Raw genomic sequence first — 22,170 nt, forward strand, 5'->3', positions numbered from 1 at the left:
GTTTTGAGAGCATATTTTAATGAAAGCATGGGAACGAAGATTAAAAGACTTATCTCATATCCTTGTAAGCTGTGAGAAGACATATTTCGAACCAGAGTTGTTTAGAATGAATTTGAACCAGTTCTTACAAACGGCTAGAACCATCACATTTATTATACAAAAAAACAAAAATGATATTCCAAACTTCACTAATTGGTACGACGATGCAGTAATTAAAACATGGAAAAATGATGATCTTATGCATTGGGCCAAAAACTCAAGAAACAAGATTGAAAAAGAAGGTGATTTGGAATTATATAGCAAATTAACTACCACCTTATTTTTTGTATATGATGAAAAACATGACATTCATTTAGAGTGCGGTAGAAATGAACTAATAAATTATAATGTTAAGAAATTAATACGTCTTGCACAAAAAAAACTTCCTACAGGATTTATAGATTCAGCTTCGATAAAAATTGAGCGTCGCTGGGTTACAAGTGAACTTCCTGAATGGGAACTTCTTAACGCAGTAATTTATATCTATGGCAAGATACATACTTGTTGCGTTAGTTTATCCCAACACTTAAATAGTAACTTTGATGATAGCATTCCCTCCCCATCTCAATTTACCTCCTCACGAATCAATACGGTTAAGACTAACTACGTAAAATTATCTGACTTACATTTATCTTCAATAAAAATATCAACTTTAAATATAAATCACGAGATAAAACCACCTGAAGATTTCATAAACATATTTAGAGGCACTGAAAAACCAAACTCTTTAAAAAATCTTGTAGATTTTCACGGTGAGTTATCAAAATCGTTATTTGATAATAGCGGCTACCATATAACTGTAATTTTCTTTTATGATGATGATTTCAATTTGATTCATACTTTGTCAACAAAATTCAATGATCAAGCAGACAAAATAATATTTTGGCGACAAGTGGCAGAGTTAATACCTCAATTCAACATTCATAGAATAATTTTTGTTTCTGAAGCATGGAATAGAATGCCAAGTCACGACCTAATAACCCCCATAAAAAACATGCCGATAATTGGGGAATCACTTAACATTGTTGGTTTAGATCTAAGCAAAGACTGTATCATTAAAATTTATGACATAATAAAAAATGATGAAAGAACATTTATAAATGAAAGAGTCTCAGAGGCAGAAAAAATAAAAAACAACTTACCTAATTATTTTACCCCTATCATCACTATGTTTGATAAATTGTCAGAAATGAAAAATAAAGCGCACAAAAACTAGCCTAATGTTCGAATAGCGAAACGTATTCAAGCAATCATAAATAACCACCACCGTATAAGCAAGGATCAAGAAATCCCCTTGGGGAGCCCATATCGGCCACCTTGCGGCCATGTCTGGTTCGCAGGGGCCACAATAAGCTGGATTTATGGGTTTTCCGATAATGACCAAACATTTTCATATAGTGACGATCACCAGTCCATTTACGCCCGTTATGGCCCCATCAGGGGTCAGCGCGGCCATTTCCCGCCTCGGCCGGACGGGCGCAAGGCCCTCCCATTCGATGGGGCAACGCCATATCCAGAGCGCAGTCGGCGCAATACACTGCTCCTGCGCCGTGCCAGGGACGCGGCGATGCCGTCACAGAACCATACCCCTATCCTCCCGCACTGCGCCAACAGCGCGCCCCTCCCCCATGGGGATTCTCTCCCGCCAGCCACTGACCTATAGTGGGCCCCTACTCGAACAACCTTTGCGAGCAGCAATATGTATATCGGCGAATTTGCCCGGCTGGCGGGCACCACCCCAAAGGCGGTCCGTCTCTACGAGCAGCTCGGGCTGCTGCCCGAGCCCAGGCGGCGCGGCAAGTATCGCGTCTACCGGGCCGAGGATCTGGAGTGGGTTGGCTTTATCCGCGAGGCCCAGCGGCTTGGTTGCAAGCTCGGGGAGCTGGTTCCCCTGCTCGCGGGCGTCACCAGCCTCGACCACTTCCCCTGGCAAAGGGTGGAGCAGCTTATCGCGGACAAGCTGGCACAGATCGAGGCGGAGGTCGCCAGGCTGCAACGCCAGCACCAGGGGCTGAGCCAGTGCGCCACGCTGCTGGCGCAGCACCCCTGCCGCTATGGCGCCCCGGTCCGGCACGACCCCGACGCCCAGGATCATCCCGCAGCAGCGGATCGGGGGCAAAAGGTGGCTTGACTCTGTCCCATGGGACAAGGGGTGTAATGGGGGCTCACTGCAAGGAGCCATGCCATGACCCCCAACCTGCTTGTTCTCAACGGCAACCCCAAACCCGACAGCCTCTGCCACGCCCTCGCCCGGGAGTATGCCCGCGGCGCCGAGCAAGGGGGCGCCCGCGTCACCCTGCATCACGTGGGAGGGATCGCCTTCGAGCCGGACCTGCACCACGGCTATGACGAGGCGCAGCCCCTCGAGCCCGATCTGCAGGCGGTGCAGCAGAGCCTGGCGCAGGCCCAGCACCTGGTGATCGTCGCCCCCGTCTGGTGGGGCCACCTGCCTGCCCGGCTCAAGGGACTGCTGGATCGCACCCTGCTGCCGGGCTTCGCCTTTCGCTACCAGCCGGGGAAGGCGCACCCGGAGCGGCTGCTCGCCGGCAAGACGGCGCGCCTGCTGCTCACCATGGACAGCCCCCCCTGGTATTACCGCTGGTGGCAGGGCGCCCCCGTGGAGCGTACCCTGGACCAGCCGGTGCTGGGGCTCTGTGGCATACGGCTGACCCACCGCCAGCATCTGGGGCCCGTCCACACCTCGGATGAGGCGGCCCGCCAGCGCTGGCTCACTCAAGCCGGGGCCGCCGCCCGCCAGGATGTGCGGCGGCTGGGCAGACGCCCCGCCTAACCCCTGCCATGGGCATTTTTTTGCCCATAAAAAAGCCCCGCCATGGCGGGGCTTTTTGTCACGGATGGCGCGGGTTATTTCACCGCGACCGCCTCCGTCAGGGGGCTCTGAAACTCCTGCTCGGCATCGGCAAAGCGTTCCAGCATGGCCTGGGAGGGGGCCTTGTCCAGCAGGCTGAACACCACTATGGCCAGGGTGGCAAACAGGAAGCCCGGGATGATCTCGTACAGCCCCAGCCAGCCGAACTGCTTCCAGACGATGACGGTCAGGGCGCCCACCAGCATGCCCGCCAGGGCGCCGTTACGGGTCATGCGCGACCAGAGCACGGAGAGCAGCACCACGGGGCCGAAGGCGGCACCGAAGCCGGCCCAGGCGTAGCTCACCAGCCCCAGCACCCGGTTTTCCGGGTTCACGGCCACGGCGATGGCGATGAGGGAGATCAGCAGCACCATGGCGCGGCCGACCCACACCAGCTCTTTCTGGGAGGCGTTCTTGCGCAGGAAGGGCTTGTAGAGATCCTCGGTGATGGCGCTGGAGCAGACCAGCAGCTGGCAGCTGAGGGTACTCATCACCGCCGCCAGGATGGCGGAGAGCAGCACGCCGGCGACCCAGGGGTTGAACAGGATCTTGGAGAGCTCGATAAAGACGCGCTCCGGGTTGCCGGTGACGCCGGTCGCCTGCTCGGCGAAGGTGGCGAAGTAGGCCAGGCCGAAGAAGCCGATGGCCACGGCGCCGCCCAGGCACAGGATCATCCAGGTCATGCTGATGCGACGGGCACTGGCCATGGAGTGGTGGGAGTCCGCCGCCATGAAGCGCGCCAGGATGTGGGGCTGGCCGAAGTAGCCGAGACCCCAGGCCATCAGGGAAACGATGGCGATGAAGTCCAGGTTCCGGAACATGTCGAGGTTGCTGGCGCTCTTGGCGGCCACCTCCACCATGGCGGTGTCGATGCCGCCCACCGCGATGATGACGAACACCGGGGTCAGGATCAGGGCGAAGATCATCAGGGTCGCCTGCACAGTATCGGTCCAGCTCACCGCGAGAAAGCCGCCGAAGAAGGTGTAGGTGATGGTGGCCGCGGCACCGACCCAGAGGGCGGTGTCATAGCTCATGCCGAAGGTGCTCTCGAACAGGCGGGCGCCGGCCACCACGCCGGAGGCGCAGTAGATGGTGAAGAACAGCAGGATCACCAGGGCGGAGAGGATGCGCAGCACCCGGCTCTTGTCCTCGAAGCGGTAGGTGAAGTAGTCCGGCAGGGTCAGGGCGTTGCGGTTCTTCTCGGTGTGGACCCGCAGCCGGCCGGCGACCCAGCGCCAGTTGAAGTAGGCACCTATGATGAGGCCGATGGCGATCCAGCTCTCGGAGATGCCGCCGATGAAGACGGCGCCAGGCAGGCCCATCAGGAGCCAGCCACTCATGTCGGAGGCACCGGCGGAGAGGGCGGTCACCCAGCTCCCCATGCGGCGGCCGCCGAGAATGTAGTCGTCAAAGTTGCGGGTGGCGCGATAGGCGATGAAGCCGATCAACACCATCCCGAGGATGTACACCAGAAAGGTGATGAGCATGGGGGTGCTAGCTGTCATTCAAAACTCCGTTATGTGACGTCTGTGTCCGTTCTTGTGACGGACTCTTCCTTAAAAAACCGGCCTAGAGTAATCAGCAGATCGCCTGATCACAACCATTTTTAACAAATAAAAAACACACAAAAAACGTTTAACACCTAATCAAGTAACCACTCAGAGCCATAAGGGCCGGATTTTATCCCAACCAACCAGGAATTTCCCCTGACGATCCCCTCCCCGAAGAAACAAAAAAGCCCCGGCAGTGGCCGGGGCTCGCAATCCGGGACCGGGGATCAGCGGTTGATGGCGATGGGCATGCCGCTGCGCTGCTCCAGGGCCTGCTTGACCAATTGGGAGTCGCTGTCGGCGTGGGCGATGAATCGGGTCACCGCGGTGGACATGGGCAGCGGCGCCGGCAGGCTGGAGTCGAACTCCTCCTGGTTGCGGGAGAGCGGCTGGTGCACTTCCAGATAGCGGCGGCCATCCGGCTCGACAGAGGCCTTGATCGGCTGGTTCACGAACTGGACCCGGGTACCGACCGGGACCTGCTTGAACAGGTACTCGATGTCGTCGTTGCGCAGGCGCACGCAGCCGTGGCTCACCCGCAGGCCGATGCCGAACTGGGCGTTGGTACCGTGGATGGCGTACATCTTGCCGATGTAGAGCGCGAACAGCCCCATGGGGTTGTCCGGGCCGGCCGGCCAGACCGCGGGCAGGGTCTCGCCGCGGGCGGCGTACTCGGCGTGCATCTTGGCCGTAGGGGTCCAGGTCGGGCCCGCCTTCTTGCGCTGCACGCTGGTCACCCAGTCTTCCGGGGTGTCGGTGCCGAGCTGGCCGATGCCGATGGGCAGCACTTCCACCACCTTCTTGCCCTTCGGGTAGTAGTAGAGGCGCATCTCGGCGACGTTCAGCACTATGCCCTCGCGGGGGGCATCCGGCAGGATCAGCTGGTGCGGGATGACCAGCTTCTCGCCCGCCTGCAGCAGCAGGGGATCCGCCTTGGGATTGGCCTCCAGCATGTTGGTCAGGCCCAGCTGGAACTTGGCGGCGGCCGCCTCCAGGGGCTGGCCGGCCTCTTCGGGCGACACCACGTAGTCCAGGTTCTCACCCACCAGGCGGCTGTTGGCCGCAGGCAGGGCATATTCGATGGCGAAGGCGGGCATGGCGGTCAGGATCAGACCGCAGCACAGGGCGACCGCCGTGTTGTGGAGGAGTTTCATAACTTTCCTGTGATAAGGGGATGGATCAGCACTCTGGCCAGACCGGGAGCGACTTGCGCACCCGGGGCGACGAGAAGGCCGCCATTTTTCTCCTCTGTCTTGCAAATTTCAACCGCCACGTGGCGACGGGTCGGCGATTAAATAGGGGGCGGCGCCCCTCCCCCATGTCACGTGAAAAGCAGCATCAACCATTTTTCCAGGCATGCATGTCATAACCAGTTGGCGACTGATGCAGGCGCAGATGGAATTGCTCGATAATGGCAAATATGTGGTCGAATATATCAGCCTGTATCCCCTCGTACTCGGCCCAGGCGGTGGTCGCCGTGAAGCAGTAGATCTCGAGCGGCAGGCCGTCCGGGGTCGGTGCCAGCTGGCGCACCATCAGGGTCATGTCCTTGCGAATGCCCGGATGGGCGCGCAGGTAGGCATCGAGGTAGGCCCGCAGGGTGCCCAGGTTGGTGAGATGGCGGCCATTGATGGGGCAGCTGATGGCATCGCTGAGCTGCTGGTTGTAGCTGCTGAGTTCCTGCTCCTTGCGGCTGAGATAGGGGGCCAGCAATCTGGCCTGCTTGAGCCGCAACTGCTCCTCCGAGGTGAGGAAGCGCACGCTGGTCATGTCGATGTTGACGCTGCGCTTGATGCGCCGGCCACCCGACTCTGTCATCCCCTGCCAGTTCTTGAAGGAGTCGGAGATAAGGGCATAGGTGGGGATGGTGGTGATGGTCTTGTCCCAGTTCGACACCTTGACCGTGGTGAGGCCGATGTCGGTCACCTCGCCGTCCGCCCCGTACTTGTCCATCTGCAGCCAGTCACCGACGCTCAGCATGCGGTTGGCGGAGAGCTGGATCCCGGCCACCAGGCCCAGGATGGGATCCTTGAACACCAGCATCAGGACCGCGGTCATGGCCCCCAGGCCGCTGAACAGGAAGAGTGGCGACTTGCCGAGCAGCAGGGCGATCATCAGGATGCCCACCAGGATGCTGGCCACCAGTTTCACCCCCTGGAAGATGCCGCGCAGGGGCAGATCCCGTCCGAGTCGGGTATGGCGGCTCACCGACAGCAGGCAGTCGAGCAGGGCGAACAGCGCCAGCAGCAGGAACAGCAGGATCCAGAGCTGGGCCACCAGTTCGATCAGTTGCAGGCTGTCGGACGCCCTGGGCAGCCAGATCTCCGCCTGACCCAGCAGCACGGCCCCCTGCAGCACGAAGGCGAGCCGGTAGAAGAGCCGCTGCTGGAGCTGGGGCGGCAGCCACACCTGCTTGGTCTTGCCGAGCAGGGCCACCAGACGTACCAGCAGGATGCGATGCAGCACCAGGTGCAGCACCAGGGCGGTCAGCACGATGAACCCCAGGGCGATCACCAGGGCCATCATGGCGGTAACCTCTACTCCCAGACTGGCAAGCCAGTCGAAAAACATCTTCTTCATCGCACTCTCCGCAATATCACACTGCGGTCAGGGTACGTATCTGGTCCGTCATGTCAAATGACAGGCCGCTCACTGGGCGCCGGAAATGACAACGCCCGGCACAGGCCGGGCGTTGATTCGCTGCGAGGTGGCCTTAGCCGACCAGGCTCAGGGCATCGCGGGCGATGACCAGCTCTTCGTTGGTGGGCATCACCATGGCCAGGCGGCTCTCTTTGGTGGTGATGGGGCCTTCACCGCCCAGCACGGCGGCGTTGTTCGCCTCCTTGTCGACCTTGAAGCCGAACAGGGCCAGGCGCTCCAGCACCATCTCGCGCACCATGGCGGCGTTCTCGCCGATGCCGCCGGTGAACACCAGGGCGTCCAGGCGACCGTCCATGGCGGCGGCGTAGGCGCCCACATACTTGGCCACCCGGTAGGTGAACACGTCCAGCGCACGCTTGGCACCGGCGTCGGTGGCGTAGTTGGAGGTGACGTAGCGGCAGTCGCTGCTCGCCTCGGTCATGCCCAGCAGGCCGGACTCGCGGGTCAGGGTGTGGTTGATCTGCTCCACGCTGTAACCGAGCTGGTCGTGCATGAAGAAGACTACAGCGGGGTCGATGTCGCCGGAGCGGGTACCCATCGCCAGCCCTTCCAGCGGGGTCAGCCCCATGGAGGTGTCGACGGACTCGCCGCCACGGATGGCGCAGACGGAGGCGCCGTTGCCCAGGTGGCAGTTGATGATGTTGAGCTCTTCGAGCGGCTTGCCGAGCGCCTTGGCGGTCTCTTCGGCGATGAAGCGGTGGGAGGTGCCGTGGGCGCCGTAACGGCGGATGCCGTTCTCCTTGTAGAGCTTGTAGGGCAGCGCGTAGAGGTAGGCCTCCTCTGGCAGGGTCTGGTGGAAGGCGGTGTCGAACACGGCCACGTTCTTCTCGGCCAGGGCCGGGAACACCTTCAGGGCGGCACGGATGCCGATGAGGTGCGCCGGGTTGTGCAGGGGGGCGAACGGGATGGCGGCCTCGATGCCGGCGATCACGCCCTCATCGATGCGCACGGAGCGGGAGAACTGCTCGCCGCCGTGCACGATGCGATGGCCGATGGCCACCAGCTGCTCGGCCAGCGCGGGATCCTGGGGCAGGATGTGACCCACTATGTGGTCGAGGGCTTCCTGGTGAGCGGCACCCGCGCCCAGCATGGCCTCGCCCTTGACCCCGTGGAGTTTCCACTTGATACGTGCATCATCCAGATTGAAGCATTCGGCCAGGCCGGACAGCATGTCCTCACCCGTTTCGGCGTCCATTACGGCAAATTTCAGGGAAGAGCTACCGCAGTTAAGGATCAATACCAACTTGCTCATGTTCTACATCTTCCTGTGCTTCGGCTTTATGCCGACAGTGTCGTGTCATCCAGCGATGGATGGGATTCCCCTGCCGGGGGCTTATGGTCGCAGGAAAGTGCGCCCAATTTTTCAAACTGTCTGGCGCCGACCGCCAACTCTGGGCCTGGCGCGCTTATCCTTTCAAACTGTCTGGCGCCGACTCATAGTCTGGCGCGCTTATCCTTTCAAACTCTCTGGCGCCGACCCATAATCTGGCGCACTCATAGAATCATCGATTCGGTCTGCGCAGTGCGCTCCGCAGGCGGCCGGTACGGGCGATCAGAGCCCGGCCAGCAGATCCCGGTGCACCTTGACCACCAACTTCTTCACCTGAGCCGGCGAGTGGGGGGTGCAGAGGGGGCGATGCAGTTCTCCCGGCCAGAAGATGGCAAAGTCGCCGGGCTGCAACGCCAGATAACTGGTCTGTTCGTCGTCGACGAACCAGAGATCGGGGTGAGGATGATCGGCGCCCTCCCCCGCATAAACATGGGGACCGACGCCGATCCACTCCTCGCCGCGCAGCAGCAGCTGGATGTCCAGGTACTGCTGATGGAACTCGCCGCGGCGATCCGCCACCGGCTCGGTCAGATCCTCGCTCACCAGGCAAAACAGCCTGAGGCCGTCTATCTCCTGTTTGCCGAGGGGGGCGTTCAGCCAGCGCTCGACGCCCTGCACCACCTCGACCATGATGCGGTCCAGCGGGGCGGGCAAGGGGGTGCGTTGCAGGGTATTCAGACTGCCGGTGATCATGGGGCTCGCATCCTTAGGTGTATCCGTGGTCCATCTTTCTTCATCAACGAAAAAGGACCCGCAAAGGTCCTTTTCGTGGTGTCACCTGCCATCCGTGCAGGCTTGAACTGCGTCTCTCGCGACGAGGACGCCGGCTCACTGTTGCACAGCCGCCCGCACCTTGCCAAGAGATAGTCGCTCGTTCACCCGATGATCGTACCAGTTGAAACAATATTATTCACTACCCAATCTCCCCTGACTTTGACCAGACGCAAAAACGGGAGCATCTGCTCCCGTTTTTTTCGCATCACCTGGTGATAACCGGTGCCATTCAAACCTTGCCGGCGTTTTCCACCGGCTTGGCGTACATGGCGCGCCAGATGGCCTTGTGCTCTTGTGGCACCTCCGACTGGCGGGTCAGGAAGGCGGTCTGCTCTATGGTGCTGGCCTTGCCGGGCACATCCGCCGCCAGATAGTTGCCGGGGAAGAGGCGATAGCTGCTCCAGATGGCCTTGTCGATCAGGGCGGCCAGCTCGTCCGGATCGCTGAACCCCTCGGTGATGGGGGCGCCGAAGGAGACGTGTACCCGCCCCTTCTGGCCGACGATGCCGGCGACTATGCTCTCGATGTCCTCGAACTCGCCCTTCTCGTAGCTGCCGTTGACCGATTTCTCGTAGAGCTCGCGCGCCTTGGCCTTGTCGGTGGGATCCAGCTCGTAGCTGATGCTGACAGGCACTATGTTGAGGCTGCGCATGTAGTCGACGAACTCGATCTTCTGCTTCTTGCCGTCCACGTAGAACATCTTGAGGATGGCCGGATCCGTCTTGTCATCCCCGTCCTTGGCGCGCCCTTCCTTCTGGGCGATCCAGATGGAGTGGCCTTCGTGCACCGACTGGCCTATGTAGGCCGACAGCTCGCCGAGGGCCTTCATCATCTCCCGCGGCCCCTTGGCGGAGCGCTTGACGATGAAGCTCTTGTTGAGCTTCATCAGCTCGGTGGCGCAGGGCTTGCGCAGCAGGTTGTCACCGATGGCGATGCGCACGGTATCGAAGCCGTGGGTATGCAGCCCCCAGTTGACGAACGCCGGATCCATGGCGATGTCCCTGTGGTTGGAGACGAACAGGTAACCCTGCTCCTTCTTCAGGTGCTCCAGGCCGGAGAAGCTCACCCCCTGGGTGGAGGTGGCGATCATCCGGGTCATGTAGCGGGTCACCCCCATCTGCACCTGGTGAACCGTGCTGACCTTGGCCCACTTGTGGCGCAGGAACTGGCGGATCAGCGGGCGGATGGCCCAGCCCAGCCAGCTCATCAGGGAACCGAAACGGTATTTGGCGATGGCGCCGATAAACTCGTCATCCTGGATCAGCCGCTCGATGGCAGCCGGCACTTCTTCATCGCGATAGGGGCGAATGTCCGCGAATCTGTCTACTTCTGTCACAATGTCTGCCTTGCAAGTATGGAGTCGCGGCCAGCGTCTGCCGGCCGGGAAAATTCAGGGCGCAATTTTACACGCTTTTGTGGTCAGGGGTATGAGACGCATACAGATAGTGCGATCTTGCCGTGAAAAAGCCCTCTGTGGACCGGGCGCCATCGCGAGCCGTGCCGAGGGAATGCAGGCTGGTGCCGGTTAGACGGCGGGGTTGATCCGCGCGGTGAGGACATGATCCTCCCAGCGGCCGTTGATCATCAGGTAGTCCCGGGCATAGCCTTCCCGCTCGAAACCGAGCCGCGTGAGCAGGGCGCCGCTGCGCAGGTTGGCGGGCATGTAGCTCGCCATGATGCGGTGCAGGCCGAACTCATGGAACAGGTAGTCGATGCCGGCGCTCACCACCTCCCGCATCAACCCCTGCCCCTCGTGCGCCTGGTCGATGGCATAGCCCAGGTGGCACGCCTTGAACATGCCCATCATGATCTGGGTGAAGTTGCAGGTGGCCAGCACCCGCTCCCCTTGGGGATCGAGCGCCACCAGTTGCACGGCGCTGCCGTCGAAGAACTGGCCGTAACCATCGCGCAGGCGCGCCTGCCAGTGGGCCAGGGTATAGAAGCTCTCGTCCCGCCTGGGCTCCCAGGGGGCGAGGTGGGCGCGGTTGCGCAGGTAGAAATCCAGCATCAGACCGGCCCGCTCCGGGGGCAGCACGGTCATCCGGGTACGGGCCGTGACGAGATGGGGCAGCGTCGTCATCTTTCCCCCCGGAAGTAGGAGCCGGACAGGAGGGCCATCAGTGCTCCCTCTGCCTGAGCCATTCCTCCCGCAGCAGGCCGTAGTTGACATGGTCCACCACCCTGTCCGCCAGCCGCTCCGCCCGCCGGGTCACCCCCTCCTGCACCATGCCGAGCCGCTCGCACACAGCCCGGCTCGCCTCGTTCTCCAGGGCGGCGCTGATCTCCACCTTCTCCATCCCCATCTCCTCGAAGGCATGATGGATCAGGGCCTGGCAGGCCCGGGTGATGATGCCGTGCCCCTGCCAGCGCTCCGCCAGCCAGTAACCGATGCAGACCTTGGCCAGCTCATGATCGATCCGGTTGTAGCCGATGACGCCGACCACCTCTCCCTGATACTCGATGGCTGTGGTCAGCCCCTCGCCCCGGGCAAATTTCTCGATGGCATGGCGGATGAAGGTGGCGCTGTCCGAGGGTTGCTGGATATGGGGCACCCAGGGCAGCCACTGACTCAGGTAGTCGCGATTGCGCTGGCAGAGGCGAAAGAGTTCGCTGGCCATGTCGGGTTGCAGGAACAGGAGCGCCAGCTCGTCATCCAGTTGCCATGAGAACATCGCCACTCCCCCTGTTTTGACCCGGCATGCGCCGTCATGGGAGCCAATGTAGTCAATCAATCCCTTGTTTGCCAAGGACTTTCGGCGCGCCTCCCCCGCTGGCAACCCCCATATGGCGATGCCCATCCGGGTGCGTTATCGAGCATGTCATCAATCTCGTCGTCCATTGGATTAACACACTAAAAACGCCCGTTTTTTTGGATGATAAGTACCACAAAAGTGAATTGTGCTACCCACTTTCTCTGCCCTGTGACAAATGACAGGCCGTTATTTCCCCCCTTCCCACTAGTGTAAGAGCGCCGGGCAACGGACCCGGCGTGCAATCTTCATCGACTAAGGAAAGACGAGATGAACAAAGTCTATTTGGCCGTGGTACTGGCCTGCTGGGGAAGCGCCGCCCTGGCGGCAGAACAGGTGGAAGTGAATCGGGTCGCAGGCCTGCAGGGGGCACCGAGCGGCGCCGCCGGGGTCAGCGCCCTGGCCGGGGATGGCGAGTTTCGCCAGGTGCGGGCGGTCAAGCTGCCCAATGGCCAGCAGCGGGTGCGCTATGAGCAGACCTGGCACGGCATCCCGGTCTGGGGCCAGGTGCTGGTGGCCGAGCACTCCCTCGGTGGCCAGATAAGCCAGGTTTCCGGCACCATGCTGCGCCAGATCGAGGCCGATCTGGCGAGCCCGACCGCCGCCTTCTCCCCCAGCGATGCCGCCAGCAAGGCGCGTGCCGGCGCCAAGGGCAGCAACGAGCGGGTCAAGCTGTTCGTGGTCCAGGATGATGCCGGCCAGGCCCGGCTGGTCTACCTGGTCTCCTGGCTGGCGGCGAGCGAGCAGCCGAGCCGCCCCTTCGTGATGATCGACGCCCAGACCGGCAGCGAGCTCAAGCGCTGGGAGGGGATCAACCACAAGGACGCCACAGGCCCGGGCGGCAACATCAAGACCGGCAAGTACTTCTACGGCGCCGACTTCGGTCCCCTCCAGGTGGACGACAGCTGCCGCATGAGCAGCGCCAACGTGGACACCGTCAACCTCAACCACGCCACCAGTGGCGGCGCCGTGCACCAGTTCACCTGCCCGGAGAACACGGTCAAGGAGATCAACGGGGCCTACTCGCCGCTCAACGACGCCCACTACTTCGGCAACGTGGTGTTCGACATGTACCGCAACTGGTACAACACGGCGCCGCTGAGCTTCAAGCTCAAGATGCGGGTGCACTACAGCCGCAACTACGAGAACGCCTTCTGGGACGGCAGCCAGATGACCTTCGGTGACGGCGCCACCACCTTCTACCCGCTGGTGAGTCTGGATGTGGCGGCCCACGAGGTGAGCCACGGCTTCACCGAGCAGAACTCGGGCCTGGTCTACTCAGGCCAGTCGGGCGGCATCAACGAGGCCTTCTCCGATATGGCGGGGGAAGCGGCCGAGTACTACATGAAGGGCAGCAACGACTGGCTGGTGGGGGCCCAGATCTTCAAGGGCAACGGCTCACTGCGCTACTTCGAGGACCCGACCCGGGACGGCAGCTCCATCGGCCACGCCAGCGATTACTATGACGGCATCGACGTGCACCACAGCTCAGGGGTCTACAACCGCGCCTTCTACCTGCTGGCCAACACCGGCGGCTGGAATACCCGCAAGGCGTTCGAGGTGTTCGTGCTGGCCAACCGCCTCTATTGGGGCGCCAACACCACCTTCGATCAGGGCGCCTGCGGCGTGACCAAGGCGGCCACGGATCTCGGCTACAGCCTGACCGATGTGGCGGCAGCCTTCACCGCGGTCGGCGTCAATGCCAGCTGTGGCACCACGCCGCAACCGGGCAGTGTGCTGCAGAACGGCGTGCCGGTGACCGGCCTCGCCGCCGCCAAGGGGGGCAAGCTGAACTACACCATAGAGGTGCCCGCCGGCAAGAGCCAGCTGGTGGTCGCCAGCAGCGGCGGCACCGGGGATGCGGATCTCTACGTGAAGTTCGGCTCGGCCCCGACCAGCACCAGCTATGACTGCCGCCCCTACAAGAGCGGCAACGCCGAGACCTGCACCCTGAATGCGCCCAAGGCGGGCACCTGGCATGTGCAGCTGAGCGGGTTCAGCGCCTTCTCCGGCGTGACCCTCAAGGCCAGCTACTGAGCCTGAACAGGCATAAACGGGAATAAGAGAAGAGCGCCGGCCTGGTCCGGCGCTTTTTCATTCCCGCTTGCCCGCCCAGCGCCGGGCCAGAGTGCGGGCCGCCTCCAGCACCCGCTCCTTGGCAGGATTGGGCCGTTTTCCGCTGCGCCAGGCCATCATGACGTCCCAGTGATCCGGCGGCAGATCCACCACGTCCAGCTTCACCAGGCGACCGAACTCCAGATCCCGGGTGATGGCGAGCGCCGGCATCAGGGTGATGAAGCCGTGCTCCAGCGCCAGCTCCCGCGCCGCGCTGGCGGGCTGAATGGCGTGCAACGGGCTCGCCACCTGGCGCAGCAGCCGCAGCTGCAGGATCAGCTCGTCGCAGCCCGTGCCCCACTGCTGGGGAGCCAGCCGCTCGTTGGCGATGTCCTGCAGGGTCAGCCCCTGCCGCCCGGCCAGGGGATGGGTGGCGCAGGCCACGGCGATGATGGGGGAACGGTAGAGCAGCTCGAGCTGGATGCCGGCGATGGCGGGACACTTGAGAATGAAGCCGACGTCGGTCTCGCCGGTCAGCAGCTCCTGCATGATGATGCCGGAGTGATCCGTGTTGCAGCGGATCTCGAAGGACTCGTCCACCAGGGCCAACAGCAGGGGACCGAACACCGCCGTGGTCAGAGAGGGCAGGCAGGAGAGCCGGATCCGCGGCAGGGCCGGCGCCCCCTGCATCGCGAGCCGCCCCCCTTCCAGCGCCGTCAGGGCCGCGGTCGCCGCCGGCAGAAACTGCTCGCAGGCCGGAGTCGGGGTGGCGCCACGGCGGTGGCGACGGAACAAGGACTGGCCCAGCTCCTGTTCCAGCACGGCGATCCGCTGGCTGACCATGGGTTGTGACCAGCCGCGAATGGCCGCCACCTTGCTGAAGCTGCCGCGGTTGGCCACATCCAGCAGCAATTGCAAATCGTCGAGTGTCACAGCCATAACCAAATCCAATATGAAATATAGCCAGTTGTCGGCTACCACTATATCTGGCGCCCCACCAGAATAGCAGCATCAATCGTCATGAAATGGCAAAACGCCACCGAGTCAGGGACTTGTCATCGCCCTTGGCTCTGTTTGGTGACGGCGCCATCCGGGCAAAAAGACAAAACGACAATATCAACGAAGCGAACAGAGGTAACAGGATCATGGTGGAGCGGGCGAGGCGGTTGGGGCGGTGGTTCTTGGCATTGGATTCCCTCCTGGTGATCCTCGGCTTCTTCGTGGTCATGCCCATGATCAGCCTGCGCTTCGTGGATCAGCTCGGCTGGGCCGCCGGAGTGGTCGGGCTGGCGCTGGGCCTGCGCCAGCTGACCCAGCAGGGGCTGGGGGTCTTTGGCGGCTCCCTCGCCGACAAGTTCGGAGCCCGCCCGCTCATCGTCTGCGGCATGCTGCTGCGGGCGCTGGGATTTGCCAGCCTGGCTTATGCCCAGAGCGGGCTGGAACTCATCCTCTCCTGCGTCATCTCGGGCCTCGGCGGCTGCCTGTTCGATCCGCCCCGCGCCGCCCTGGTGATCAAGTTCACCCGGCCACGGGAGCGGGGTCGCTACATCTCCCTGCTGATGATGCTGGAGAGCGCCGGCGCCGTGGTGGGCGCCCTGCTCGGCAGCTGGCTGCTGAACTTCGACTTCGAGTATGTCTGCCTGCTGGGAGCCGGCCTGTTCGTCTGCGCCGCCCTGTGCAACCTGCTGATCCTGCCCCCCTACAAGCTCTCGGTGCGACCGACACCGATCCGCGACGGCCTCGGCCAGGTGCTGGCGGACAAGGCCTTCTGCCGGCTGGTGCTGATCCTGAGCGGCTACTACGCGCTCTGGGTGCAGGTCATGCTGATCTTCCCCATCCTGGTCAAGCAGATGGCGGGCAGCACCACGGCAGTGGGCTGGATGTATACCCTGGAGACCGCCATCTCCCTGGCGCTGCTCTACCCCCTGGCCCGTTACGGCGAGCGCCACTTCAAGCTGGAGAACCGCCTGATGGCCGGGGTCTTGCTGATGACGGCGGGGATAGGCCTGGTCGCCTTCGCCACCACCCTGCCCGCCGTCTTCCTGCTGCTTGCCTGCTTCTACCTCGGCATCGTCATCGCCGAGCCGGCGCGGGAGACGCTGATGACCAAGCTGGCCCAACCCGGGGCGCGCGGCAGCTACATGGGCTTCAGCCGGCTGGGGCTGGCGCTCGGCGGCATGACGGGTTACGTGGGGGGCGGCGCCCTGCACGACTACGCCATGGCCCAGGGGCAACCCTGGCTGCCCTGGCTGGTGCTCGGCACCGTCGGCGTCACCACCCTGCTGCTGCTGGCGAACTGCTTCCAGCGCGGCTCCCGCCTGGCCGGGGTCAATGCCTGATCCCCTGGCAATCACGCCATCCAACCCGGGCGCCCTTCTCTTGAGGGGCGCCCTCTTTTTATCCTCCCCTTGAGTTGTCCTCCCTAGCTGACCCGTCGCCCCGAAAAGCGCCCATAAAAAAAGCGGCAGATTGCTCCGCCGCTTTGTGTCCATCTGACCGGATTACTTGTCGATGTCCAGCAGGTTGTTGTTCAGCATGTAGTCGATGACCTGATTGGCCGTGGTGCCCGAGCTCCCCGTCAGGGTGTCGAAGGTGTGGTTCACCAGCACGATTTCCTGGGTCACAGGCGCCGCGCTGCTCTCCTTGACCTGCAAGTGCACCCCTTCGCTGTCCTGGAACACCGAGAGCAGGCTCTTCAGGGAGCTCTCGTTCTTGCTGCCATCGCTGTCGAGCAGGTCGCTGAGATCCAGCTTGTCCCCTTCCGACTTGCTGAAATCGACGATGTAGTCCTTGGCGACCTTGCCAGCCTCGGTATCCCCCTTCAGCCAGGTGAAGGTATCGGCTCCTGCATCCCCCTTGAGGATGTCGTCGCCGAGCCCGCCAACCAGGATGTCGTTGCCAAGACCGCCGCTCAGCACGTCGTTGCCAGTCCCGCCGTACAGGGTGTCGTTGCCGCTGCCACCACTCAGCACGTCGCTGCCACTCTCGCCATAGAGGGTGTCGTTGCCGCTGCCACCGAACAGGATGTCGTTGCCGGCACCGCCATACAGGAAGTCGTCACCGCCCTGACCGAACAGGATGTCATTGCCATCCCCGCCGTAGAGGGTGTCGCCCTTGTCATTGGCCGACGACTGATCGAACTCGCTGGCGTGATCCCTGATGTAGGAATGCACCTGGGCATCGGTCGCCGACCCGGCCCCCAGCTTGCCGCTCACATACTGCTTGATGGCCGCATAGCCCTCCCCGCCGATACCGGTGAAGCGCACCGCGTCGCCAAACAGGATGTCGTCGCCCGCCCCGCCATTGAAACGGTCGGCCCCCGGCAGGTTGTTGATGGAGGTCCCCAGGATAGCATTGGCCAAGCCATCAGCACTAATCCCTGTCAACACTTTGCCGTCACTGTCGAATCCTCTCAAATCGTTGACACTCAACTGGTCACCAATACCAATAGCCTCTACAGTAACGCCTGCCGCAACCAATAGCGCGTAACCATCTCTCGCATTTTGATCGCTATTACCGTCTCGATCACCAGAGAGTGTCACCGCTTCATAACCCCCTTTACCATCAGGGCGCATAACTCCTTTCCAGCGTCCGTCAGCACTATATACTTGGCCTGTCGTTGTAATCACCAGACGACCATCAAGATAATATTCCTGACCAAGTTGGTATCCGCCAGCAACAATCTGACTCAAATAAACAGCATTCCACTTGCCTCCTTCCCATTGATAGCCAATGAAAGGATCAGACTCGGAATTGAACGTATTCGGCTGGCCATCCGTTATGAAGTAGGCAACATTCTTGGCATTGGTGTTTAACTCGGCAAAATCACTTTTGAACCAGTTAGCGGTAGTTTTAAATACATCCTCATAGTTTGTAGCACCGCCATTTTTCTCACTGCCATCCATGGTTTTGATAATGTTTTGCAACTGGTTCAAGGCATCAGAATCCTTCAGATTTACACTGATGGACTTGTTGGCCTGACTGTCGAAGTCCACCAGGAAGATATTGACCTTGCCCGCCCCCTCGGTCCCAACACTTGTCTTGAGACTGGCAAAAACCTGCGCCAGCTGGTTCTTGATGGTCTTCATGGCATCGCTGCCGATACTGCCGGAGCTGTCCACCATAAAGGCGATGTTGTAGTTCTGGCCGGGCAGCACCACGCTGCCATCCAGATCCCCCACCACGATATTGTGCTCGCTGCCATAGGTCCGGTTCTGATCCCCCGGCTCCCCTTCGGTGGCGTTGAAGTAGCTCAGGCGGATGCTGTCATCGTCGGACGCGGAGCTGGTCTGATCGGTCCCCACCTCCTTGGCGATGGCGTCCACCTTGAGATCGACCTGACCGGCATTGTTGCCGGGGACTCGCAGCGTCAGGCCGGTCAGCTTCACATCCAGCGCGCTCGGACTCCACAGGCCGCTGCTGGCGGTGAGAGTGAGCTTGCCATCAACCCCGACGGTCCCCAGCAACTGGTTGCCGTTGTAGAGCTCGGCCCCCTTCGGCATGCCGCTCAGCACCAGGCTGTCGAGTACTTCGCTGCCATCTCGATCGCTCAGGGAGGCGCTCAGCTCCAGCGGGTAGTCGACCACCACCGGCTGCACCAGGGTCAGCTCGCCGGTGCTCTGGTTGAGCTGGTAGATGCCGTCGGCGAACTGGACATATTCCACGTCGTGCAGCGCCTTGGTGATACCGACGCCCTTCTCCGTGACGGAGAAATCGAACCAGCGATCATTGATCGAGTAACCCTCGCCTTTCTTGATGGCGTAATCGGCACGGTTGCCGGTCAGCACGGCGATATCGGTCCCGGCACCGCCATAGAGGCCATCGCTGCCAAGACCGGATACCAGCACATCGTTGCCATCACCGGCGTAGAGGGAATCCCCCTGGGTCGCATTGCCGCCGACCAGGACATCGTTCCCCGCCTGTCCATAAAGCAGATCGCCACCGCCGTGGGTGCTGACGATATAGTCGTTGCCGCTGCCGCCAAGCACCTGCTCCTGGCCACTGCTGCTGTCCGTCAGCGAGTTGGTGATGCCAAGGGCCGTCTTGTTGACGTTGCCGGATTGGAACTGCTCCGTGGTAACGCCCGCGCTCGGGAAGCTCGGGCTGTACAACGGAATGCCATTCCCCGTCAGGGTGACGTTGACGGTCGGCTTGTCGGCCACCGCCGTCACATCGATCACCAGCTTGCCGCCGTTGCTGAGGTTGGCGCCGTCGCTTATCTGATAGCCAATGCTGGCATAGTCCCCCTTCAGGTTGCCGATCAGGGCGCCGTTGCCGTTGCCGGCATTGGTGCTCGACTCGTTCAGACCGGGCACGAAGCGCAGATGGCCTGCATTGACCTCGGCATAGGAGATGAGGGCTCCGGTTTGCACCGCAACCCACTGACCCGCAGCGTTCAGATATTCGAGGGTGCCATTCAGCGGCAGGGTGTTGATCTGCACCCCGAGATCGGTCGCGGCCTGATCGTCACTGGCACCGAACTGGGCCCAAGTCAGCACCTGGGGCTTGTCTTCCTGCCCGGCACTGTGGCCCCCGGCAGCCGTCGGCGCCCGATCGTTGTCAAGGATGGTGCCGGTGCCGCTCTGGCCACCTATGGTCAGCGACAGGGTCTCGTTTGCCTCGACCAGACGATCGTTCACCGTCGGAATGGTCACGCTGAAACCGGATACCCCGGCCGGTACCGTGATCTTGCCGGTGGTGCTGTTGTAGGTCACGCCGTTGCTGAACTGGGCATTGCCCCAATCCTGGTTGGAGGCGGGGTTGCTGCCGCTGCCCCTGATGGCGAAGTCATATTGCGTCGCCTCCTGGGTCGCGTCGGACAGGGTCACCGTATGTTGCAGGCTGCCGCCTTCGGTCACGCTGTCGGCAGAGATCCCCTGTACCGTCGGCGTATAGAGCGGCTTGGTGGCAAAGGACCCAATGCTGACGTCACCATCCCCATCCACCACCCGGATCTGGAAGTCGATGTCGCCATCTCCCTGGGGCTTGGACATGTTCTGATACTGGAAGAACTCCCACTTGCCGGTGGCCGGGGTGAACTCCAGCCGGAAGACCAGATTGCCACCCGCATCCTTGCCGAGCAGGGTATTGGCCCCGCTTGAGCTGATGGTGACCAGGGAACCGGCGGCCGTCCGCAGGCCGCTCTCGAAGGCGTCCGGATCCAGGACCAGCCCCATGGACCCCTTGCCATCGGCCCCCCACTGCGGGGTCACGGTGCCGGAACCATAGGCGATGGCCTGCGCCGTGTCGGCACCGAGGAACTCGATGCTCTTCACCGTGAAGTCGCTGTTGTCACCGTAGAGGCCGTTACCATTGTTGGTGGCCTTGATCACCATGGTATCGAAGCCGCCCTGCTGCACCTGGAAGTTCTGGTTGAACTCCCCACCTGCCGCCGTCGAGTTGAATACCAGGGTATTGATCAGCACCCCGCCACGATAGAACTCCACGACCCCGCTCTCCAGCTCGCCACCAAACATCTTGCTGAACTTGATATTGGCGCCATAGGCCACCTTGCCCGCGTCCAGTCTGACGATCAGCTGCTCGGAAGCGGAGGAGCCATCCGCGAAGTGGCGGAAATCTATCTCGTTGGCGAGGTTGTGGTTCGGTGAGCCGACGCTGGCAACCCCCAGCCCGGCGCTGGAGCCGTTGACATTGGCCGCCGTCAGCGTCGAGTCGGTCGCCGAGGTGAAGCCCATCGCCGCGATGCTGAAGCCGTTTGCATTCAGGGTGGCCTGATTGCCGCTGTATTTGGTCAGATCGAACAGACCAGTCAGGGTGTCAGGGATATTCGTTCTGGTCACGGCCACGGCATCCATGTCGCCTGCCACCGGCGAGTCGTCCTCGACCGAGATGGACAGACTCTTGGTATCGGTGGTCTTGCCATCCGATACCGTCACACCGATCTGGAAGTTCAGTACGTCTTCGCTTCCCTTGACCGGATGGTCAATCGAGGCCTTGAGGGTCACGTCGTAGCTCCACTCCCCCTTGCCACTGGTGTTGGGTGCCGTCAGCTGCACATCCATGACCGCCTTGTAGTCGGCACCACCCGGTGTGCCGGTATAACCGGTCAATACCTTGGTGGCGGCATTCCAGCTCCATTGCACCGCCACACCGCCTGAGGTGAGGTCACTCGGCCCACTCAGGCTGATGATCAGGTTGTCGTTGCTGTCGACATCGCCAACCGAGAACTTGCCACTGGCAGCCACGCTGTTGGTGGTATCGCTGCTACCCGCCGTATCAGCAATACCGCCCGTAAGCCCCTCTTCGGAGACGACAGCTCCGCTGGTGATGATCAGGGTCGGCAGGTCGTTGACCGCATCCACCCTGATGGTCACGGTCGCCGGGCTCGCATCCACGGCACCGTCGTTGTCCACCGCCGCATAGTTGAAGCTGGTGTTGCCGTTCCAGTTGGCATTCGGAGTGAAAGTGAGCTTGCCGGCATCTGCCACTGCAATGCTCTGATCCGCTGTCACCGCCACCCCGTTCAGATAGAGGGTGCCGTTGGCAGGCAGGCTCTTGATGGTGAAACTCACCACGCTGCCGTCGATGTCGCTGCCGGAAAGCGGCGGGATGGCGATGCTGGATGCATCTTCCTGACCGCTTGCCTGCTTGTTTGCCGTCTCCGGGGCCTCGTTCAGGATCTCCGCCGTGTCGCGGCCCGGCAGGGAGACATTGCCCGCCTTGTCGGTCTGGGTCGCGGTCACGGTCAACGACTTGCCGTTGGTCGGGGTCGTCTCGGTCCAGCTGATGGTGCCATTCTGATAGCCGTAGCTCTTGCCATCGCTCGCCAGCAGGGAGCCATCAGCCTTCAGCGTCAGCTGAACCGTGCTGTTCACACCGCCATTGTTGATGGTCAGCGTTACCTTGCCACCCGCCACCAGATCGCCGTGATTGACTCCGGCCTGCACCTGGATCTGATCGCTGCCGATCTCGGTCTTGGTCAACATCTGGTCGTTGTTGGCATCGTCCACGATGACCACGGTCGGCTCCCCGGCGCCGTGGTGTCGACCCCGTAGCCTTCGCTGTCGGTCGCGGTGGCGCTGTTGCCCGCCGCGTCGGTGCTGGTCACGCTGGCGTCGATGGTGCGGTCGCTATCGGCCGCCAGGTCGCTGCCCGCCACCAGGATGGTGAAGCGGCCATCGG

General features: G+C 61.5%; 16 protein-coding genes. 5 read left to right on the forward strand and 11 right to left on the reverse strand.

Going from position 1 to position 22,170, the window contains the following annotated elements; all coding sequences use genetic code 11:
* The first annotated feature begins 19 nt into the window (after positions 1–19).
* From BN1132_RS19830 to BN1132_RS00075, 3 genes are all read left to right on the forward strand, one after another.
* Positions 20–1,255, forward strand: coding sequence for a hypothetical protein (locus tag BN1132_RS19830; RefSeq protein WP_157005258.1), 1,236 nt, complete (start codon positions 20–22; stop codon positions 1,253–1,255).
* Between the two features lie 483 nt (positions 1,256–1,738).
* A complete protein-coding gene (locus BN1132_RS00070; RefSeq protein ID WP_042073993.1) occupies positions 1,739–2,170 on the forward strand; it encodes a MerR family transcriptional regulator in 432 nt (143 codons plus the stop codon).
* A gap of 54 nt (positions 2,171–2,224) precedes the next feature.
* On the forward strand, positions 2,225–2,830 hold the full coding sequence (locus tag BN1132_RS00075) for an NAD(P)H-dependent oxidoreductase (protein ID WP_042073996.1): 606 nt from the start codon (positions 2,225–2,227) through the stop codon (positions 2,828–2,830).
* 74 nt (positions 2,831–2,904) lie between these two features.
* On the opposite strand, the gene putP is transcribed toward BN1132_RS00075, so the two are convergent.
* The 8 genes from putP to BN1132_RS00115 form a co-directional block, all read right to left on the reverse strand.
* Positions 2,905–4,413: a sodium/proline symporter PutP gene (gene putP, locus BN1132_RS00080; RefSeq protein ID WP_042073997.1), complete on the reverse strand. Its 1,509-nt coding sequence runs from the start codon at positions 4,411–4,413 to the stop codon at positions 2,905–2,907.
* Positions 4,414–4,685: 272 nt separating this feature from the next.
* Entirely contained in the window at positions 4,686–5,612 is a 927-nt protein-coding gene (locus BN1132_RS00085; RefSeq protein WP_042073999.1) for a L,D-transpeptidase family protein, read from the reverse strand.
* Positions 5,613–5,796: 184 nt separating this feature from the next.
* Entirely contained in the window at positions 5,797–7,038 is a 1,242-nt protein-coding gene (locus BN1132_RS00090; protein ID WP_042074000.1) for a mechanosensitive ion channel family protein, read from the reverse strand.
* Between the two features lie 133 nt (positions 7,039–7,171).
* On the reverse strand, positions 7,172–8,371 hold the full coding sequence (locus tag BN1132_RS00095; RefSeq protein WP_042074001.1) for an acetate kinase: 1,200 nt from the start codon (positions 8,369–8,371) through the stop codon (positions 7,172–7,174).
* Positions 8,372–8,671: 300 nt separating this feature from the next.
* Positions 8,672–9,142 carry a NanQ anomerase/TabA/YiaL family protein gene (locus tag BN1132_RS00100; RefSeq protein WP_042074003.1) on the reverse strand — a complete coding sequence of 157 codons (471 nt, stop codon included), beginning with the start codon at positions 9,140–9,142 and terminating at the stop codon, positions 8,672–8,674.
* 310 nt (positions 9,143–9,452) lie between these two features.
* Positions 9,453–10,559: a 1-acyl-sn-glycerol-3-phosphate acyltransferase gene (locus tag BN1132_RS00105; RefSeq protein WP_042074005.1), complete on the reverse strand. Its 1,107-nt coding sequence runs from the start codon at positions 10,557–10,559 to the stop codon at positions 9,453–9,455.
* 189 nt (positions 10,560–10,748) lie between these two features.
* Complete coding sequence (locus tag BN1132_RS00110; RefSeq protein ID WP_042074006.1) at positions 10,749–11,303, reverse strand: GNAT family N-acetyltransferase; 555 nt, start codon at positions 11,301–11,303, stop codon at positions 10,749–10,751.
* A gap of 37 nt (positions 11,304–11,340) precedes the next feature.
* Positions 11,341–11,895 (reverse strand): GNAT family N-acetyltransferase, encoded by a 555-nt coding sequence (locus BN1132_RS00115; RefSeq protein WP_042074007.1) that lies wholly within the window; start codon positions 11,893–11,895, stop codon positions 11,341–11,343.
* Between the two features lie 348 nt (positions 11,896–12,243).
* Between BN1132_RS00115 and BN1132_RS00120 the strand changes: the two genes are divergently transcribed.
* A complete protein-coding gene (locus BN1132_RS00120) occupies positions 12,244–14,010 on the forward strand; it encodes a M4 family metallopeptidase (protein WP_042074009.1) in 1,767 nt (588 codons plus the stop codon).
* A 57-nt stretch (positions 14,011–14,067) separates the two neighbouring features.
* Here the strand turns inward: BN1132_RS00120 and BN1132_RS00125 are convergent, their stop codons facing one another.
* Positions 14,068–14,967: a LysR family transcriptional regulator gene (locus BN1132_RS00125; RefSeq protein WP_042074010.1), complete on the reverse strand. Its 900-nt coding sequence runs from the start codon at positions 14,965–14,967 to the stop codon at positions 14,068–14,070.
* Between the two features lie 206 nt (positions 14,968–15,173).
* On the opposite strand from BN1132_RS00125, the gene mdtH reads away from it, so the two are divergent.
* Positions 15,174–16,367: a multidrug efflux MFS transporter MdtH gene (gene mdtH / locus BN1132_RS00130; RefSeq protein WP_042074011.1), complete on the forward strand. Its 1,194-nt coding sequence runs from the start codon at positions 15,174–15,176 to the stop codon at positions 16,365–16,367.
* Between the two features lie 162 nt (positions 16,368–16,529).
* Here mdtH and BN1132_RS00135 read toward each other — a convergent pair whose 3' ends face one another.
* On the reverse strand, positions 16,530–22,007 hold the full coding sequence (locus BN1132_RS00135) for a type I secretion C-terminal target domain-containing protein (RefSeq protein WP_244462886.1): 5,478 nt from the start codon (positions 22,005–22,007) through the stop codon (positions 16,530–16,532).
* Positions 21,968–22,170: hypothetical protein (locus tag BN1132_RS20175; RefSeq protein ID WP_244462887.1), on the reverse strand; the 203-nt coding region annotated here is incomplete at its 5' end. The genes BN1132_RS00135 and BN1132_RS20175, both read right to left, overlap by 40 nt.

The organism is Aeromonas sanarellii, assembly GCF_000820085.1.
In the GTDB taxonomy this organism is placed as follows: Bacteria; Pseudomonadota; Gammaproteobacteria; order Enterobacterales; family Aeromonadaceae; genus Aeromonas; species Aeromonas sanarellii.

Bases quoted from the DNA above. Each gene is read 5' to 3' on its own strand.
- mdtH (WP_042074011.1), top strand. From the start codon at position 15,174: ATGGTGGAGCGGGCGAGGCGGTTGGGGCGGTGGTTCTTGGCATTGGAT.
- BN1132_RS00120 (WP_042074009.1), top strand. From the start codon at position 12,244: ATGAACAAAGTCTATTTGGCCGTGGTACTGGCCTGCTGGGGAAGCGCC.
- BN1132_RS00100 (WP_042074003.1), bottom strand. From the start codon at position 9,142: ATGATCACCGGCAGTCTGAATACCCTGCAACGCACCCCCTTGCCCGCC.
- BN1132_RS00125 (WP_042074010.1), bottom strand. From the start codon at position 14,967: ATGGCTGTGACACTCGACGATTTGCAATTGCTGCTGGATGTGGCCAAC.
- BN1132_RS00115 (WP_042074007.1), bottom strand. From the start codon at position 11,895: ATGTTCTCATGGCAACTGGATGACGAGCTGGCGCTCCTGTTCCTGCAA.
- BN1132_RS19830 (WP_157005258.1), top strand. From the start codon at position 20: ATGAAAGCATGGGAACGAAGATTAAAAGACTTATCTCATATCCTTGTA.
- BN1132_RS00085 (WP_042073999.1), bottom strand. From the start codon at position 5,612: ATGAAACTCCTCCACAACACGGCGGTCGCCCTGTGCTGCGGTCTGATC.
- BN1132_RS00070 (WP_042073993.1), top strand. From the start codon at position 1,739: ATGTATATCGGCGAATTTGCCCGGCTGGCGGGCACCACCCCAAAGGCG.
- BN1132_RS00075 (WP_042073996.1), top strand. From the start codon at position 2,225: ATGACCCCCAACCTGCTTGTTCTCAACGGCAACCCCAAACCCGACAGC.
- BN1132_RS00110 (WP_042074006.1), bottom strand. From the start codon at position 11,303: ATGACGACGCTGCCCCATCTCGTCACGGCCCGTACCCGGATGACCGTG.
- BN1132_RS00095 (WP_042074001.1), bottom strand. From the start codon at position 8,371: ATGAGCAAGTTGGTATTGATCCTTAACTGCGGTAGCTCTTCCCTGAAA.
- putP (WP_042073997.1), bottom strand. From the start codon at position 4,413: ATGACAGCTAGCACCCCCATGCTCATCACCTTTCTGGTGTACATCCTC.
- BN1132_RS00090 (WP_042074000.1), bottom strand. From the start codon at position 7,038: ATGAAGAAGATGTTTTTCGACTGGCTTGCCAGTCTGGGAGTAGAGGTT.